The organism is Bradyrhizobium sp. Ec3.3 (assembly GCF_000472925.1).
Classification (GTDB): Bacteria; Pseudomonadota; Alphaproteobacteria; order Rhizobiales; family Xanthobacteraceae; genus Bradyrhizobium.
Map to the genome: position 1 here is coordinate 85,688 of NZ_AXAS01000017.1, position 16,863 is coordinate 102,550.

Sequence of the window (16,863 nt, forward strand, 5' to 3'; positions counted from 1 at the left end):
TTCATGTCCAACGCCGCCGCGCCCGTCACGGAAGGACCGGAAAGGTCCGAGGCGCCCGCGCATGTCGCCATCATCATGGATGGCAACGGGCGCTGGGCGGCTGCCCGTGGCCTGCCGCGCGCCGAGGGCCACCGCCGCGGCGTCGAAGCGTTGCGCCGCGTCGTCCGCGCCTCGCATGAACTCGGCATCCGCTACCTCACCATCTTCTCCTTCAGCTCCGAGAACTGGTCGCGCCCGGCGAGCGAGATCGGCGATCTCTTTGGCCTGTTGCGCCGCTTCATCCGCAACGACCTCGCGAGCCTGCACCGCGATGGCGTCAAGGTGCGCATCATCGGCGAGCGCGAGGGGCTTGAAGGTGACATCTGCGCCCTTTTGAACGAGGCCGAGGAGCTGACGCGCAACAACACGCGTCTCACGCTCGTCGTCGCCTTCAACTACGGCTCACGGCAGGAGATCGCGAAAGCCGCGCAAAAGCTCGCGCGCGAAGCTGCCGAGGGCAGGCGCGATCCGGCCTCGATCGATGCCGAAACGCTCGGGCAATATCTCGACGCACCCGAGATTCCCGATCCCGATCTCATCATTCGCACCTCTGGCGAGCAGCGCCTGTCCAATTTCCTGATGTGGCAGGCCGCCTATAGCGAGCTGGTGTTCGTGCCGATCCATTGGCCGGATTTCGACAAGGCCGCGCTGGAAGGCGCGATTGCCGAATTTGCCAGGCGCGAGCGCCGTTTCGGCGGCCTGGTCGCGAAAACCGCCTCGTGACCGAAAACGACGCCGCGCCGGCGGGCTCAACGCCGGCTTCAAGCAACCTGATGATGCGTGTCCTCGCGGCCCTCGTGCTGGCGCCGCTGGCGATCGCGCTCGCCTATGCCGGCGGCTGGATCTGGGCGTTCCTGGTTACGCTCACCTCGATCGGGTTGTTCGTGGAATGGCTGACGGTGGTCGGGGCAGGGCGGGTTGTCCTGACGGCGTGCGGGACGATCGTTCTCGCCATCATGGGGTTCTGTGTCGCCTTCGGGGCGCTCAAGGCTGCGGTCGTGATTGGCGTCGTCGGCGGCGTCGTGATCATGTTGCTGGCGAAAGACAAGTTCATCTGGGCGGGGACCGGCTTCGCCTATGCGGTGGCTGCGCTGCTCGCCTCGATCCTGGTGCGGCAGGATCCGGTCAACGGATTCGTCGCTCTGATGTTCGTGCTGCTGGTGGTGTGGGCGACCGACATCGGTGGCTATTTTGCGGGCCGGAGCATCGGCGGTCCAAAATTGTGGCCGCGCGTGAGCCCCAAAAAGACCTGGGCCGGCGCGCTCGGCGGCTTCGTCGCGAGCCTGGCGATCGCAGGCGGTTTTGCCGCCTCCGGGTTCGGCAAGGCGGTTCCGCTGCTGGCCCTCGGCGCGATCTTGTCGGTGGTCTCGCAAGCCGGCGATCTCTTCGAATCCGCGGTCAAACGCCGGTTCGGCGTCAAGGATTCCAGTCACTTAATCCCCGGCCATGGGGGGCTGATGGACCGCCTGGACGGCTTCATCGCGGCCATTCTGGTGGCCTGGATTTTCGGCTACCTGCGCCATGGTGTGCATAGCGCGGGAAGCGGTCTTATGGTTTGGTGAAACAATGAGCCCAGTCCCTTTGCGTAACAACAAGCCCGCGGCCTCCGCGGTGCGCAGCGTCACCGTCCTCGGTGCCACCGGCTCGATTGGCGACAGCACGATGGATTTGCTTCGCGCTTCGCCCGAGCGCTATCGCGTCGAGGCGCTGACCGCCAATGGCAATGTCGGCGCGCTTGCAAAGCTTGCGAAAGAGTTTTCCGCGCGCTTCGTCGCCATCGCGGACACCTCAAAGCTTGCCGAGCTCAAGGACGCGCTCGCCGGCACCAAGACCGAATGCGGCGCCGGCGAGAGCGCGGTCATCGAGGCTGGCGCGCGGCCGGCCGACTGGGTGATGGCGGCGGTGAGCGGTGCGGCCGGACTGAAGCCCGCGCTCGCCGCGGTCGATCGCGGCGCCCATGTTGCGCTCGCCAACAAGGAATGCCTCGTCTGCGCCGGCGATTTCTTCATGCAGCGCGCCGCCAAGGCGGGTGCGTGCATTCTGCCCGCCGATTCCGAGCACAACGCGCTGTTCCAGGCGCTGAGCTCGGGCAATCGTGACGAACTCGTGCGCGTCATCATTACCGCCTCGGGCGGCCCGTTCCGCACCTGGAAGAGCACGGACATCGAGCAGGCGACGCTGGCCCAGGCGCTCAAGCATCCGAACTGGAGCATGGGCCAGAAGATCACGATCGATTCAGCCTCGATGATGAACAAGGGCCTCGAGGTGATCGAGGCGTCCTATCTGTTCGCCTTGAAGCCGGACGAGATCGACGTGCTGGTGCATCCGCAGTCGATCATCCACGGCATGGTCGAATTCTCCGACTGCTCGGTCGTTGCCCAGCTCGGCGCGCCCGACATGCGCACCCCGATCGCGCACTGCCTCGGCTGGCCCGACCGCATCAAGGGACCGGCCGCCAAGCTCGACCTCGCCAAGATCGGGCAGTTGACGTTCGAGGCGCCGGACTTCGAACGCTTCCCGGGACTGCGGCTTGCTTACGATTCGTTAAGGACCGGACGCGGCGCGACTACGGTATATAATGCTGCGAACGAGGTCGCGGTGGCGGCCTTCACCGCCGGCAAGATCAGATTCGGCGCCATTGCGCGGCTGGTCGAAGCAACGCTCGAAGACTGGATCAAGGGTGGCAATCTGGCGCCCTTGTCCTCGGCGGATGATGCCATCGCCGTTGACCATAGTGCGCGAAATAAAGCAGCCACCCTATTGCCTCAAATTGCCTTAAAGGCATCCTAGTAGGTTCGGAACCGGGGCCGCGAGGCCCCGGGTTAAGAGGAATCAATGACTGAGTTTTTCCTCCATAGCTTCAATACGTTGAGCCATGGGCTCATCGGTTACGCGATCCCCTTTTTATTCGTCCTGACCATCGTCGTTTTCTTCCATGAGCTCGGCCATTTCCTGGTCGCGCGCTGGGCCGGCGTGAAAGTGTTGACCTTCTCGCTCGGCTTCGGCCCCGAACTCGTCGGATTCAACGACCGCTATGGCACGCGCTGGAAAATCTCGGCGATCCCGCTCGGCGGCTATGTCAAATTTTTCGGCGACGACACCGAGGCTTCGACGCCGTCGGCCGAGACGCTGGCTGCGATGTCGGCGGAGGAGCGCGCCGGCAGCTTCCATCACAAGAAGGTCGGTCCCAGGGCAGCGATCGTCGCGGCCGGACCGATCGCGAACTTTCTGCTCGCGATCGTGATCTTCACCTGCCTTTTCACCTTTTTCGGCAAGCCATCGACCACGGCGCGAGTCGACAAGATCGAGGCCGGCAGTGCGGCGGCTACGGCCGGCTTCCAGGTCGGCGACGTCGTGACCGCCATCGACGGAACCAAGATCGGAAGCTTCTCCGACATGCAGCGAATCGTCGGCACGCATGCCGGCGACAAGCTGACCTTCACCGTGAAGCGGGGCGATTCCCAGGTCGATCTGGCCGGGACGCCGGAACTGCGCGAGGTGAAGGATCCGTTCGGCAACGTACACCGGCTCGGCGTGCTCGGAATCACCCGGCAGACAGCCGCTGGTGACACCGTCACCGAGCGGGTCGATCCGGCCACCGCGCTGTGGCTGGGCGTGAAGGAAACCTGGTTCGTGATCGACCGGACGCTGGCCTATATCGGCGGGGTCTTTGCGGGCCGCGAGGCCGCCGATCAGGTCGGCGGTCCCCTGCGAATCGCCCAGATCTCCGGGCAGGTCGCGACGATCGGGCTCGCGGCGCTGGTGCATCTGGCCGCAGTGCTGTCGATCTCGATCGGGCTGTTGAACCTGTTTCCCGTTCCGCTGCTCGATGGCGGGCACCTTTTGTTCTATGCGGTGGAGGCGGTACGGGGCCGGCCTTTGTCGGAGCGCGCGCAGGAGATGGGGTTCCGAATCGGGCTCGGCTTGGTACTGATGTTGATGGTGTTTGCGACCTACAACGACATCCTCCATCTGGCGGCATCGTGAAGCGGGCTTTTTTGTGACGTTGCTCTTAGGCAACGTCCTGGACTGAAATTGAAATTACGGCGCGCTCGGCCGTTTGCGGCGTCGGTGAAATTAGCTACAAGCGGCATGAAACTTGGGGAATCTCCCAGACCGGCGTTGGGGTTGGGTCTGGCACTGGAATGATAAGGGCGTCGTTGCGCATGATTTTTGGTATGAAGGTCCGGGGGGGCCTGCTCGCCACCCTGATCATGTTCGGCGTGCCGGTGCTTGCCCCGGTCGGGGCCGCTCTTGTGTCTTCGCCTGCTGCGGCCCAGACCGTGGATTCGATTGCGGTAGAGGGGAACCGCCGTGTCGAGGTCGAGACCATCCGTTCCTATTTCAAGCCGGGCCCGGGTGGGCGCCTTGACCAGGCGGCCATCGACGACGGCCTCAAGGCGCTGATCGAGACCGGCCTGTTCCAGGACGTGAAGATCAACCGCGTCGGCGGCCGGATCGTGGTTTCGGTGGTTGAAAACGCCGTGATCGGCCGTGTCGCCTTCGAGGGCAACAAGAAGATCAAGGACGAGCAGCTCACCGCCGAAGTCCAGTCCAAGCCGCGCGGCACGTTCTCTCGCGCCGTGGTGCAGTCGGACACGCTGCGCATCGCCGAAATCTATCGCCGCTCCGGCCGCTATGACGTGCACGTCACGCCCGAGATCATCGAGCAGCCGAACAACCGCGTCGATCTGATCTTCACGATCGAGGAGGGCGCCAAGACGGGCGTCAAGTCGATCGACTTCGTCGGCAACGTGGCCTATTCGAGCTATCGCCTGAGGGACGTCATCAAGACTCGTGAGACGAATCTCCTGAGCTTCCTCGGCAGTGCCGACGTCTACGATCCGGACCGGGTCGAGGCCGACCGCGACCTGATTCGCCGCTTCTACCTCAAGCACGGCTTCGCCGACGTGCAGGTGGTCGCCGCGATCACCGAATACGATCCGGAGAGGAAGGGATTCCTCGTCACCTTCAAGATCGAGGAAGGCCAGCAGTACCGCGTCGGCTCGGTCGACTTCCGCACGAGCATCGCCAACTTCGATCCCAACGTGCTGCGCACCTATTCGCGCGTCAATGTCGGCTCGCTCTACAACGTCGAGTCGGTCGAGAAGTCGGTCGAGGAAATGCAGATCGAGGCCTCGCGCCGCGGCTTTGCCTTCGCCGTGGTTCGGCCCGGTGGCGACCGCAATTTCGATGCGCATACCGTGTCGGTCGTGTTCAACATCGACGAAGGTCCGCGCACCTATATCGAGCGCATCAACATTCGCGGCAACAGCCGCACGCGCGACTACGTGATCCGGCGCGAGTTCGACCTCTCCGAGGGCGACGCCTATAACCGCGCGCTGGTCGATCGCGCCGAGCGCCGCCTGAAGAACCTCGACTTCTTCAAGACCGTCAAGATCACTACCGAGCCGGGCTCGTCCAGCGACCGCGTGGTCCTGATCGTCGATCTCGAGGAAAAGTCCACCGGCGACTTCTCAGTGTCGGGCGGCTACTCCACGACCGACGGCGCGCTGGCCGAAGTCTCGATCTCCGAGCGCAACCTGCTCGGCCGCGGGCTGTTCGCCAAGGCCTCCGTCACCTACGGCCAGTATGCGCGCGGCTATTCGCTGTCGTTCGTCGAACCGTACCTGCTCGACTACCGCGTCGCGCTCGGCCTCGACCTCTATCAGCGTACGCAACTGTCCAACAGCTTCATCTCCTACGGCACCAAGACGCTGGGCTTCAGCCCGCGGCTCGGCTTCAGCCTGCGCGAAGATCTGGCCTTGCAGCTGCGCTACTCGATCTACCGCCAGGAGATCACGCTGCCGTCCTACCTGACGGACTGTAACAACACGCTGGGCGACCCGAACTTCATGAGCCCGGCGTTTGCAAATGCGAATGGCATCAGTCTGGCAAGCACCACCAACAGCCTGGGTTGTTACGCCAACGGCGAAGCCTCGCTGCCGGTGCGCAAGGAGCTCGCTGGTGGCAAGACGCTGACCTCGGCGCTCGGCTACTCGCTGAGCTACAACACGCTCGACAACAACAAGAACCCGACCGACGGCCTCCTGGTCGACTTCAAGCAGGACTTCGCCGGCGTCGGCGGCGACGTCACCTATCTGAAGTCGGCTGTTGATGCGAAGTACTACCAGTCGCTGGTCTCCGACCTCGTCGGCCTGGTCCACTTGCAGGGCGGCATCCTGAACAAGATCGGCAACAACGACATCCGCATGCTCGATCACTTCCAAATGGGCCCGAACCTCGTCCGCGGCTTTGCGCCGAACGGCATCGGTCCGCGCGACCTCAATCCCTACGGCACTCAGGACGCGCTTGGCGGCACGAAGTACTGGGGCGCTTCGCTCGAATTGCAGATGCCGTTCTGGTTCCTGCCCAAGGAAGTGGGCCTGAAGGGCGCGGTCTATGCCGACGCCGGCGGTCTCTACGACTACCAGGGCCCGACGACCTGGGCGCTCACCGGCGAAACGACGACGACGAAGAACTCGAACTGTACGCCGTCGACCGTCAACCCGGCCACGCCTGGAACTTGTACCGGATTGGTGTATGACAATGGTAACGTCGTCCGCTCTTCGGTGGGTGTCGGTCTGATCTGGCAGTCTCCGTTCGGACCGCTGCGCTTCGACTACGCAGTGCCGCTCACCAAGGGCGCGTATGACCGCGTGCAGCAGTTCCGGTTCGGCGGCGGTACGTCGTTCTAAGCTGATCTCCGGCCGGACCTCGACGGGGTGGAATGGCGCAGCCGTCCTTCTTCAAGAAGCCGCCTGCGTCGGCGCTGGCTGATATCGCCACGCTGACGAAGGCGCAGCTGGTCGACCCGGCCCGGGCCGGCCACATCATCACGGGCCTGGCTTCGCTCGACGAAGCCGGCCCGATGCATCTGACGTTCTTCGACAACCTCAAATATGTCGACCAGCTCAAGGCGACCAAGGCCGGGGCGTGCCTCGTCAGCCCGCGCTTCGAGGCGCAGGTGCCGGCCCACGTCGCCGCGCTGCGCGTGGCGCAGCCGTTCCGCGCCTTCGTCAGGATCGCCCGGGAATGGCACGGCGATGCGCTGAGGCCGCAATCCTCGGTCGGCAATGACGGCATCGCGTCGTCGGCGATCATCGATCCGACCGCGCGTCTGGAGGACGGCGTCGTGGTCGATCCGCTGGCCGTCATCGGCCCCGATGTCGAGATCGGCAGCGGTACCGTGATCGGCGTCGGCGCAGTGATCGGCCCCGGCGTCAAGATCGGCCGGGACTGCGACGTCGGCGCCCGTACGGCCATCCAGTGCGCCTTGATCGGCAACAACGTGCTGATCCACCCCGGCTGCTCAATCGGCCAGGACGGCTACGGCTTCGTCTTTTTCGGTCCCGAGGGCCATCTCAAGGTCCCGCAGACTGGACGGGTGTTGATTCAGAACGACGTCGAGGTCGGCGCCGGCACCACCATCGATCGCGGGTCCTTGCGTGACACCGTGATCGGGGAGGGCACCAAAATCGACAACCAGGTCCAGATCGGCCACAATGTGACCATCGGCCGGAACTGCCTGCTGGCGGCCCAGATCGGCCTCGCCGGCAGCCTGACGATCGGCGACAACGTGGCGCTGGGAGCGAAGGTTGGCATCAACAATCACCTCAAGATCGGCGATGGGGCGCAGGTCACCGCGATGAGCGGCGTCAAGGACGACATCCCGGCAGGCGGACGCTGGGGCGGCTTTTTTGCCAAGCCGACCAAGCAGTGGTTCAAGGAGATCATCGCGGTGGAGCGTCTGGTGCGCGACAGCAAGGCCGATAAGGACGAGGGACAGGAGTGATGGAGGAAGCGCCGGTCAGGTTCGAACTCGTGGACATCAATGCGATTCTGCGCACGCTCCCGCACCGCTTCCCGATGCTGCTGATCGATCGGGTGATCAACATCCGCACCGATTACAGCGGTATCGGCATCAAGAACGTCACCTTCAACGAGCCGGCGTTCCAGGGGCATTTCCCCGAGCGGCCGGTCTATCCCGGCGTGATGATGATCGAGGCGATGGCGCAGACTGCCGGCGTGATCGGCATCACATCGGTCGATGGCACCGAGAAGCCGCGGGCGGTGTATTTCCTCACCATCGACAAGTGCAAATTCCGCAAGCCCGTGCTGCCCGGCGACACCATCGAATACCACATGCGTTCGATCGGTCGGCGCAAGGCGATGTGGTGGTTTCACGGCGACGCCAAGGTCAACGGTCAGGTCGTCGCCGAAGCCGACGTCGGCGCGATGCTGACGGACTGAGGCCAGCCGGCCCGCGGCGCTATTTCACTGGCTTTTGCGTCGGACAGTCATAGCGCTCGCCAGAGGCTGGTCGCCGGATCGTCCGGTTGAAGAATTGGCCCATCGACGGCGCGCCCATCAGAGCCGCAACGGTGTCGGCTGGTACGCTGCAATAACGATCATAGGTACCGTTGACGGCGACGATCAGATCGTTCTCCGAGACGTCGTAGCAAACGCGCTGGAGGACGGTGCTGCGGCTGATGTCGCGGCACGCGAACGCCGCGAGATCGACGCGGCCGCATCCTCTGATCTCGACCGTTTCAGATACGATCGGCGCAGCCATCAACTGCGAGAGCAGGATTGCTATGGTCCTGACCACGGTCTGTTCAAGCTCCGTGTGAAGTCGTTAACGAGCCGAGGAGGCTTGCTCCTTCCGAACTTGAAACAAGCCGAGATGATACGTCACTGGACAGATCACGCAAAGTCGCGCTAACCACCGGAAAACCGAACGACTTCAACGGATAGCCAGACCTTCTTAATGAGCAAGATTGATCCCACCGCGCGCGTGGAAGACGGCGCCGTGATCGGCGAGGGCACAGAGATCGGGCCCTACTGCATCATCGGCCGGAACGTCGTGATCGGCAGAAATTGCAAGCTGATCGGGCATGTGCACATCACGGCGCAGACCACCATCGGCGACGATTGCACCATCTATCCGTTCGCCTCGCTCGGCACGCCGCCGCAGTCGCTCAGCTATCGCGGCGAGCTGACGAAGCTCCGGATCGGCTCAGGCTGCACCATCCGCGAATCCGTGACCATGAATGCAGGCACCGTCGCCGGCGGCGGCATCACAGAGGTCGGCGACCGCGGCTATTTCATGAATTGCAGCCATGTCGGGCACGACTGCCACGTCGGCAACGACGCGATCTTCGCGACCTCGGCGACGCTCGGAGGTCACTGTGAACTCGGCGACTTCGTCTTCATCGGCGGGTTGTCTGCGGTGCACCAGTTCACGCGCATCGGTCCGCAGGTGATGGTCGGTGGCGTTTGTGGCGTGCGCGACGACATCATCCCCTTCGGGCTCGTCAACGGCCAGTATGCGGTGCTCGAAGGTCTCAATATCATCGGCATGAAGCGGCGCAAGTTCACCAAGCAGCGGCTCGCGAGCGTGCGCGCGTTCTATCAAAAGCTGTTCCATGGCCCCGGGATTTTCGCCGAGCGGCTCGCTTCGGTGCAGCCGCTTGCGGCCGAGGATCCCGCGATCGCCGAAATTCTCGATTTCATCGGCAAGGGCAAGCATCGCCCGCTCTGTCTTCCCGCGATGGGGCAGTAAGCACGGGGATGGCCGCGAGCATGACATCGGCGGCTCCAGAGATTTCGTCACCGGTCGGCGTCATCGCCGGCGGCGGCGCCATGCCGTTTGCGGTTGCGGAGTCGCTCGCCGCACGTGGCATCGCACCGGTGCTGTTTCCGCTCCGCGGCGCCTGCGATCCTGTCCAGGTGGAAAAATTCCGACATCGCTGGATCTCGGTGGGGCAGCTCGGCCGCGCCATGCGCCTGTTTCGTGAAGAGGGCTGCCGCGACCTGATCTTCATCGGCACCTTGATGCGGCCATCGCTGTCGGAAGTGCGCTTCGATCTCAAGACACTCCGGCTTCTCGGGCACGTCGTCCGCGCGTTTCGCGGGGGCGACGACCATCTGCTCTCCGGCGTCGGTCGCATGCTCGAGCAGGACGGCTTTCGCATGGTCGGGATCAAGGACGTCGCGCCTGATCTGTTGATGCCCGAGGGCTGCATCACCCGAGCCTTGCCGGCAGACAACGCCAGGAGTGATATCGAGCGCGGCCGCGCGGTGCTGGCTGCGCTGAGCCCGTTTGACATCGGCCAGGCCGTGGTCGTGATCGACGGCCATGTGGTCGCGGTCGAGGACATCGAGGGCACCGACGGGCTGCTCCAGCGTGTGGCGCGGCTGCGCAGCGAGGGCCGCATCCGCGCGGCGCGCGGGCGCGGCGTACTGGTCAAGGCGCCGAAGCGCGGACAAGATTTGCGCTTCGATCTGCCGACGATCGGCCCGCGCACCGTTGAAGGTGTCGCCAGCGCTGGCCTTTCGGGCATCGCCGTGATCGCGGGCAACACCATCGCCGCCGAGCCGCAGGCGATGATCGAGCGCGCCGACGCCAACTATCTCTTTGTCATCGGCCTGCAATCGTGATGCGCGATCCAAAGCGGAAGATCTTTCTGGTCGCCACGGAGGAATCCGGCGACCGGCTCGGCTCTGCGCTGATGAAGGTGCTGCGCCAGCGGCTCGGCGATGGCGTGCAGTTCGAAGGCGTCGGCGGCCGCACCATGGCGCGCGAGGGGCTGGTCTCACTCTTTCCGATCGAGGAGTTGTCGATCGTCGGCTTTGCTGCCGTCGTGCAGCAGCTGCCAAAAATCCTGCGCCTGATCCGCAAGACCGCAGATGCCGTGACGGAAGCTGCGCCCGACGCGCTCGTCATCATCGACAGTCCTGACTTCACCCATCGCGTCGCTCGCCGCGTCCGCGCGCGCAATCCGGCGATCCCGATCGTCGACTACGTCTCGCCCTCGGTCTGGGCCTGGCGGCCGGGCAGGGCGCGGGCCATGCTGTCGTATGTCGATCATGTGCTCGGCCTGATGCCGTTCGAGCCCGAGGAATACCGCAAGCTCCGCGGCCCGCCCTGCAGCTATGTCGGCCATCCCCTCATCGAGCAATTGTCGTCGCTGCGACCGAATGCGGAGGAGCAGAAGCGCCGCGACGGCGAGCCGCCGCTGCTGCTGGTCTTGCCCGGCAGCCGGCGCAGCGAGATCAGGCATCATCTCGGCGTGTTCGGCGCGGCGCTCGGCCGGTTGCAGGCCGGCGGCCAGCATTTCGAATTGGTGCTGCCGACCATGTCGCATCTCGAAGCGACGGTGCGTGAGGGCATCTCGAGCTGGCCGGTCAAGCCGCAGATCGTGGTCGGCGAAGCCGAGCGGCGGGCCGCGTTCCGGACCGCGCGCGCGGCGCTCGCGAAGTCCGGAACAGTGACGCTGGAGCTTGCGCTGTCGGGCATTCCCATGGTGACCGCCTATCGCGTCGGCGCGATCGAGGCCTTCATCCTGCGCCGCGCCATCCGCGTCTCCTCCGTGATCCTCGCCAACCTCGTCATCGGCAGGGAGGCGATCCCCGAGTTCTTACAGGAGGACTGCACGTCCGAGAAACTTGCGCAGGCACTGGCCGAGGTGCTGACGGACTCGCCGCTGCGCAAGCAGCAAGTCGAAGCCTTCGCCCAGCTCGACACGATCATGTCGACCGGAAACAAGTCGCCGAGCGTGCTGGCGGCGGACATCGTGTTGGAGACGATGCGGAAGGGGCGGGCGGGGAAGCTGGGCTAGCGGCGATCACAAACAAAAACGGCGCCATCCACGATGGCGCCGTTTCGTTTGGCCTTGGAGCCGACCTTACTTCCGCTGGTCGATCGGCACGTAGTCGCGCTTGGTGACGCCGGTGTAGAGCTGGCGCGGGCGGCCGATCTTCTGCTGCGGATCCTCGATCATTTCGCTCCACTGGCTGATCCAGCCGACGGTGCGCGCGACCGCGAACAGCACGGTGAACATCGAGACCGGGAAGCCCATCGCCTTCAACGTGATGCCCGAATAGAAGTCGACGTTCGGGTAAAGCTTGCGGTCGATGAAGTACTGGTCGCTGAGCGCGATCTTCTCGAGCTCCAGCGCGACCTTCAGCATCGGATCATCGCCATGGCCCATCTCCTTGAGCACGGCGTGACACATCTTCTGCATGATCTTGGCGCGCGGGTCGTAGTTCTTGTAGACGCGGTGGCCGAAGCCCATCAGGCGGACTTCGCTGTTCTTGTCCTTCACCTTGGCGATGAACTCGGGAATCTTGTCGACGGTGCCGATCTGGTAGAGCATGTTCAGCGCGGCTTCGTTGGCGCCGCCATGCGCCGGGCCCCACAGGCAGGCGATGCCGGCCGCGATGCAGGCGAACGGATTGGCGCCGGACGAGCCGGCGATGCGCACCGTCGAGGTCGAGGCGTTCTGCTCGTGGTCGGCGTGCAGGATGAAGATCTTCTCCAGCGCGTCAGCGAGCACCGGGCTGACCTTGTACTCCTCGCAGGGCACCGCGAAGCACATGTTGAGGAAGTTCTCGGCGAAGCCGAGCGAGTTCTTCGGATACACGAAGGGCTGGCCGACGGTGTACTTGTAGGCCATCGCCGCGAGCGTCGGGATCTTCGCGATCATGCGCATGGAGGCAATCATGCGCTGCTTCGGATCATTGATGTCGGTGGAGTCGTGATAGAAGGCGGCAAGCGCGCCGACCGCTGCCACCATGATCGCCATCGGATGGGCGTCGCGGCGGAAGCCCTGGAAGAAGCGGGCCATCTGCTCGTGCACCATTGTGTGGTGCGTGACGCGGTAGTCGAAATCCTTCTTCTGCGCCGCCGTCGGCAAATTCCCGTAAAGCAGGAGGTAGCAGGTCTCCAGGAAGTCGCCGTGCTCGGCGAGCTGTTCGATCGGATAGCCGCGGTATTCCAGCACGCCGGCGTCGCCGTCGATATAGGTAATCTTGGACTGGCAGCTCGCGGTCGAGGTAAAGCCCGGATCGTAGGTGAAGAGGCCGGATTGGCCATAGAGCTTGCCGATGTCGACGACGTCAGGCCCGACGCTGCCGCTCAGGATCGGAAGATCGTAGTTCTTGTTTCCGACCGTCAGCGTTGCTGTTTTTGTGGATTTTGCGTCCATCGTAAGTCCCCGATGAATTGTGAAACGGGCCGGACCTGATCGTCCCCCAAAAGATGGCGGGGCAAGCCGGATATTCCAGAAGGTACGGGTGAGATGGGTATATTATTGCTGTGTGCGCTGCAAGATGGGCACCGCACAGGACTTAGGTCGTAGATTGATCCTTCAGCCGGCCCAGGCTTTCCTGGCGCCCCAGGACGTCCAAAACCTCGAATATACCGGGTGAAGTGCTTCGTCCGGTCAGCGCTGCCCGCAGCGGCTGGGCGACCGCGCCGAGCTTGAGACTATTTTCCTCGGCATAGGCGCGCAGCGCGGCCTCCGCGGTGGCCGCGCTCCAGCTCTCGACATTCTCCAGCGCGGAATGAAGCCGGCCGATCAGGGCCCGGTTTTCCGGCGTCAGCAGGGCTGCGGCCTTGGGATCGAGCTCCAGCGGGCGGTCGGCGAAGATGAAATAGGCACCGTCGATCAGCTCGATCAGCGTCTTGGCGCGCTCCTTGAGGCTCGGCATGGCCTTCAGAAGCTGCGCGCGCGTGGCATCGTTCAGCTTGGCCTTGAGTTCGGCACGTCCCGGAACGTGGTCAAGCACGTCCTCGAACATCCTCACGAGCGATTGATCGTCCGCGTTACGGATGTAGTGGCCGTTGAGGTTCTCGAGCTTGGCAAAGTCGAAACGCGCGGCAGCGCGGCCGACGCTGGCGAGGTCGAACGCGGCGATCATCTCCTCGGTCGAGAAGATCTCCTGGTCGCCATGGCTCCAGCCGAGGCGGACGAGGTAATTGCGTAGCGCGGCCGGCAGATAGCCCATGGCGCGGTAGGCATCGACGCCGAGTGCGCCATGCCGCTTGGAGAGTTTTGAGCCGTCCGGGCCGTGGATCAGCGGGATGTGCGACATGCTCGGCAGCGCCCATCCCATCGCATCGTAGATCTGCTTCTGGCGCGCGGCGTTGATCAGATGATCGTCGCCGCGGATCACATGCGTGACGCCCATGTCGTGGTCGTCGACCACCACCGCGAGCATATAGGTCGGCGTGCCATCGCCGCGCAGCAAGACGAGGTCGTCGAGGTTCTCGTTCTGCCAAACCACGCGGCCCTGCACCTGGTCCTCGATCACGGTCTCGCCGGACTGCGGCGCGCGCAGCCGGATCGTCGGCTTGACGTTGCCGGGCGCGGTTGCCGGATCGCGATCGCGCCACATCCCGTCATAGAGGCGGGTGCGGCCCTCGGCGCGCGCCTTCTCGCGCATCGCGGCGAGCTCCTCGGCGGTGGCGTAGCAGTGATATGCCTTGCCGTTGGCGAGCAGCTGCTCGGCCACCTCGCGGTGGCGGGCAGCGCGGCTGAACTGGTAGATGACGTCGCCATCCCAGGAAAGCTCCAGCCATTTCAGCCCGTCGAGGATGGCGCCGATCGCCGCCTCGGTGGAGCGCTCGCGGTCGGTGTCCTCGATCCGGAGCAGCATCTTGCCGCCATGCTTCTTCGCATAGAGCCAGTTGAACAGCGCCGTGCGGGCGCCCCCGATATGGAGGAAGCCGGTCGGCGAGGGGGCGAAGCGCGTGACGACGGAATCGGTCATGAGTGGAACGGCCTATGCATTGGAGGCGGTGGTGTATAGCAGGAACGGTGCATAACTAAAGCCTGCCAGCGGACCGCATCGGACCGGGCTGAGGGCTTGGCTCAGCCTTCCGAAACTGGCAGAAGGACCGCTGATTTCCCTACAGGATTTTCGGCATGACGACAGAACCAGTAGCGACTGAGGCGGGGCGCGATTTCATTCGTGACATCGTCCAGGCCGATCTCGATGCGGCGAAGTTCAAGGAGATCGTGACCCGGTTCCCGCCGGAGCCGAACGGGTATCTGCATATCGGCCATGCCAAGTCGATTGCGCTCAATTTCGGCATTGCTGAGGAATTTCGCGGCCGCTGCCACCTGCGCTTCGACGACACCAATCCGGTCAAGGAAGAGCAGGAGTATATCGACTCCATCCAGGCCGACGTGCACTGGCTCGGGTTCGACTGGGGCAAGAACCTGTTCTTCGCCTCGGACTATTTCGACCGCCTCTACGAATGGGCGGAGAAGCTGATCCGCGACGGGCTCGCTTATGTCGACGACCAGACCCAGGACGAGATCCGGCTTACCCGCGGCACGCTGACGGAGCCGGGCAAGAACTCGCCGTTCCGCGACCGCACGGTCGAGGAGAACCTCGACCTGTTCCGCCGCATGAAGGCCGGCGAATTCCCGAACGGCGCGCGTGTGCTGCGGGCCAAGATCGACATGGCCTCGCCCAACATCAACCTGCGCGATCCGGTGATGTACCGCATCCTGCATGCGCATCATCCGCGGACCGGCGACAAGTGGTGCATCTATCCGAGCTACGACTACGCGCACGGCCAGTCGGATGCGATCGAGGAAATCACGCATTCGATCTGCACGCTGGAGTTCGAGGACCACCGTCCACTCTACGACTGGTTCATCGAGAATCTGCCGGTGCCCTCGGAGCCGCATCAGTATGAATTCGCACGGCTGAACCTGACCTACACGGTGCTGTCGAAGCGCGTGCTGACCCAGCTCGTGCGCGACGGCCATGTCGCGGGCTGGGACGATCCGCGCATGCCGACCATGGCGGGCCTGCGCCGCCGTGGCGTGCCGCCGGCCGCACTTCGCGAGTTCGTCAAGCGCATCGGTGTGGCGAAAGCCAACAGCGTGGTCGATGTCGGCATGCTCGAATTCTGCATCCGTGAGGAATTGAACCGCACGTCGCAGCGGCGCATGGCGGTGTTGCGGCCGCTGAAGGTCGTGATCGAGAACTATCCGGAAGGGCAGGTCGAGGAGCTCGAGGCGATCAACCATCCCGACGATGCATCGGCCGGCACGCGCAAGATCGCGTTCTCTCGCGAGATCTATATCGAGCGCGACGACTTCATGGAAAACCCGCCGAAAAAGTTCTTCCGCCTGTCGCCGGGCAACGAGGTGCGGCTGCGCTACGCCTATTTCATCAAGTGCACCGGCGTGATCAAGAACGACGCCGGCGAGGTGGTCGAGCTCCGCTGCACCTATGATCCCCTGACCAAGGGCGGCAACGCACCCGACGGCCGCAAGGTCAAGGCGACGATGCACTGGCTGCCGGCGGCGCAGTCGGTGCCGGCGGAGATCCGCCTCTACAACCAGCTGTTCTCGAACCCGAGCCCGAACGCTGCCAATTTTGCCGCCGATCTCAATCCGCAGTCGCTGGAGATCCTTCCCGACGCGCGGATCGAGGTGTCGGTTGCCGAGAGCAATGCGACCGAGCCGATGCAGTTCGAGCGGCAGGGCTACTTCGTGCGCGACAAGGATTCGACGCCGGGCAAGCCGGTGTTTTCGCGGACGATCGGATTGCGCGACACCTTTGCCAAGGAAGTCGCCAAGGGCTGAGAAAGCGCTGACAAGGGCTGAGCTGTCGCATGCAGGAAGAACCCGACGCCATCGTTTCCGCCATCATCGCGAAATGGTCCGCCGGCTTCGCAAGGTTGGATGCGGCGGCGCTGTCGTCGCTGTATTCGAGGAACGCGTTCTTCTATGGCTCTAATCCAAAGCTTTATCGCGGCCGCGACGGCGTTGCGGCGTATTTCAAAGGTCTGCCGCGCTGGCGAGCGCCGAGCGTTTCGTTTTCGGACGTAGCTTGCGCGCACGTCACGCCTGAGGTGGTCAACATGGCCGCCATCGCTTCGTTCGACCTCGGCGAGGAAGCCCCGCCGCTCTCGGTCAAGATCACCTGGGTCATCGTCCGCGAGGATGGCGACTGGAAGATTGCGTGCCATCACGTCTCCGCGAGGACGGCGCTCATCGCGCAGTAGCGCCTCTC

At 64.1% G+C, this 16,863-nt stretch carries 15 protein-coding genes; 12 read left to right on the forward strand and 3 right to left on the reverse strand.

Annotated features, from left to right (window positions below; genetic code table 11):
• Positions 1-3 precede the first annotated feature (3 nt).
• The 7 genes from YUU_RS0119150 (at position 4) to fabZ (ending at position 8,292) form a co-directional block, all read left to right on the forward strand.
• A complete protein-coding gene (locus tag YUU_RS0119150) occupies positions 4-762 on the forward strand; it encodes an isoprenyl transferase (protein ID WP_027523856.1) in 759 nt (252 codons plus the stop codon).
• Complete coding sequence (locus YUU_RS0119155) at positions 759-1,601, forward strand: phosphatidate cytidylyltransferase (RefSeq protein WP_027523857.1); 843 nt, start codon at positions 759-761, stop codon at positions 1,599-1,601. Before YUU_RS0119150 ends, YUU_RS0119155 begins: the two co-directional genes overlap by 4 nt.
• 4 nt (positions 1,602-1,605) lie before the next feature.
• Positions 1,606-2,829, forward strand: coding sequence for a 1-deoxy-D-xylulose-5-phosphate reductoisomerase (gene dxr / locus YUU_RS0119160; protein WP_027523858.1), 1,224 nt, complete (start codon positions 1,606-1,608; stop codon positions 2,827-2,829).
• 45 nt (positions 2,830-2,874) lie between these two features.
• Entirely contained in the window at positions 2,875-4,026 is a 1,152-nt protein-coding gene (locus YUU_RS0119165) for an RIP metalloprotease (protein WP_027523859.1), read from the forward strand.
• A 179-nt stretch (positions 4,027-4,205) separates the two neighbouring features.
• The gene (bamA, locus tag YUU_RS0119170; RefSeq protein ID WP_027523860.1) at positions 4,206-6,737 is read left to right on the forward strand and encodes an outer membrane protein assembly factor BamA; all 2,532 of its coding nucleotides are present in this window, start codon (positions 4,206-4,208) and stop codon (positions 6,735-6,737) included.
• Positions 6,738-6,769: 32 nt separating this feature from the next.
• Positions 6,770-7,834, forward strand: coding sequence for a UDP-3-O-(3-hydroxymyristoyl)glucosamine N-acyltransferase (gene lpxD, locus YUU_RS0119175; RefSeq protein ID WP_027523861.1), 1,065 nt, complete (start codon positions 6,770-6,772; stop codon positions 7,832-7,834).
• Positions 7,834-8,292 (forward strand): 3-hydroxyacyl-ACP dehydratase FabZ, encoded by a 459-nt coding sequence (gene fabZ, locus YUU_RS0119180; protein ID WP_027523862.1) that lies wholly within the window; start codon positions 7,834-7,836, stop codon positions 8,290-8,292. Before lpxD ends, fabZ begins: the two co-directional genes overlap by 1 nt.
• A gap of 19 nt (positions 8,293-8,311) precedes the next feature.
• Here the strand turns inward: fabZ and YUU_RS0119185 are convergent, their stop codons facing one another.
• Positions 8,312-8,650 (reverse strand): KTSC domain-containing protein, encoded by a 339-nt coding sequence (locus YUU_RS0119185; RefSeq protein ID WP_027523863.1) that lies wholly within the window; start codon positions 8,648-8,650, stop codon positions 8,312-8,314.
• Positions 8,651-8,809: 159 nt separating this feature from the next.
• Between YUU_RS0119185 and lpxA the strand changes: the two genes are divergently transcribed.
• From lpxA to lpxB, 3 genes are read left to right on the forward strand one after another with little or no spacing between them, the layout of a single operon-like run.
• Positions 8,810-9,604 carry an acyl-ACP--UDP-N-acetylglucosamine O-acyltransferase gene (gene lpxA / locus YUU_RS0119190; RefSeq protein WP_027523864.1) on the forward strand — a complete coding sequence of 265 codons (795 nt, stop codon included), beginning with the start codon at positions 8,810-8,812 and terminating at the stop codon, positions 9,602-9,604.
• Positions 9,605-9,624: 20 nt separating this feature from the next.
• Positions 9,625-10,482 (forward strand): LpxI family protein, encoded by an 858-nt coding sequence (locus YUU_RS0119195; RefSeq protein ID WP_035662772.1) that lies wholly within the window; start codon positions 9,625-9,627, stop codon positions 10,480-10,482.
• The gene (lpxB, locus tag YUU_RS0119200; RefSeq protein ID WP_035662749.1) at positions 10,482-11,663 is read left to right on the forward strand and encodes a lipid-A-disaccharide synthase; all 1,182 of its coding nucleotides are present in this window, start codon (positions 10,482-10,484) and stop codon (positions 11,661-11,663) included. Before YUU_RS0119195 ends, lpxB begins: the two co-directional genes overlap by 1 nt.
• 66 nt (positions 11,664-11,729) lie before the next feature.
• Here the strand turns inward: lpxB and gltA are convergent, their stop codons facing one another.
• Entirely contained in the window at positions 11,730-13,031 is a 1,302-nt protein-coding gene (gltA, locus tag YUU_RS0119205; RefSeq protein WP_027523867.1) for a citrate synthase, read from the reverse strand.
• A 142-nt stretch (positions 13,032-13,173) separates the two neighbouring features.
• Positions 13,174-14,598: a glutamate--tRNA ligase gene (gene gltX / locus YUU_RS0119210; protein ID WP_027523868.1), complete on the reverse strand. Its 1,425-nt coding sequence runs from the start codon at positions 14,596-14,598 to the stop codon at positions 13,174-13,176.
• Between the two features lie 155 nt (positions 14,599-14,753).
• On the opposite strand from gltX, the gene YUU_RS0119215 reads away from it, so the two are divergent.
• Together YUU_RS0119215 and YUU_RS0119220 are read left to right on the forward strand one after the other, a co-directional pair.
• A complete protein-coding gene (locus YUU_RS0119215; RefSeq protein WP_027523869.1) occupies positions 14,754-16,433 on the forward strand; it encodes a glutamine--tRNA ligase/YqeY domain fusion protein in 1,680 nt (559 codons plus the stop codon).
• A 29-nt stretch (positions 16,434-16,462) separates the two neighbouring features.
• A complete protein-coding gene (locus YUU_RS0119220; protein WP_027523870.1) occupies positions 16,463-16,855 on the forward strand; it encodes a nuclear transport factor 2 family protein in 393 nt (130 codons plus the stop codon).
• Positions 16,856-16,863: the final 8 nt, after the last annotated feature.

What these genes read in the sequence shown, in the direction of transcription:
- YUU_RS0119165 (WP_027523859.1), top strand. Translation starts at nt 2,875, where the DNA reads ATGACTGAGTTTTTCCTCCATAGCTTCAATACGTTGAGCCATGGGCTC.
- lpxA (WP_027523864.1), top strand. Translation starts at nt 8,810, where the DNA reads ATGAGCAAGATTGATCCCACCGCGCGCGTGGAAGACGGCGCCGTGATC.
- gltX (WP_027523868.1), bottom strand. Translation starts at nt 14,598, where the DNA reads ATGACCGATTCCGTCGTCACGCGCTTCGCCCCCTCGCCGACCGGCTTC.
- YUU_RS0119150 (WP_027523856.1), top strand. Translation starts at nt 4, where the DNA reads ATGTCCAACGCCGCCGCGCCCGTCACGGAAGGACCGGAAAGGTCCGAG.
- bamA (WP_027523860.1), top strand. Translation starts at nt 4,206, where the DNA reads ATGATTTTTGGTATGAAGGTCCGGGGGGGCCTGCTCGCCACCCTGATC.
- lpxD (WP_027523861.1), top strand. Translation starts at nt 6,770, where the DNA reads ATGGCGCAGCCGTCCTTCTTCAAGAAGCCGCCTGCGTCGGCGCTGGCT.
- dxr (WP_027523858.1), top strand. Translation starts at nt 1,606, where the DNA reads ATGAGCCCAGTCCCTTTGCGTAACAACAAGCCCGCGGCCTCCGCGGTG.
- YUU_RS0119215 (WP_027523869.1), top strand. Translation starts at nt 14,754, where the DNA reads ATGACGACAGAACCAGTAGCGACTGAGGCGGGGCGCGATTTCATTCGT.
- fabZ (WP_027523862.1), top strand. Translation starts at nt 7,834, where the DNA reads ATGGAGGAAGCGCCGGTCAGGTTCGAACTCGTGGACATCAATGCGATT.
- YUU_RS0119195 (WP_035662772.1), top strand. Translation starts at nt 9,625, where the DNA reads ATGACATCGGCGGCTCCAGAGATTTCGTCACCGGTCGGCGTCATCGCC.
- lpxB (WP_035662749.1), top strand. Translation starts at nt 10,482, where the DNA reads ATGCGCGATCCAAAGCGGAAGATCTTTCTGGTCGCCACGGAGGAATCC.
- gltA (WP_027523867.1), bottom strand. Translation starts at nt 13,031, where the DNA reads ATGGACGCAAAATCCACAAAAACAGCAACGCTGACGGTCGGAAACAAG.
- YUU_RS0119220 (WP_027523870.1), top strand. Translation starts at nt 16,463, where the DNA reads ATGCAGGAAGAACCCGACGCCATCGTTTCCGCCATCATCGCGAAATGG.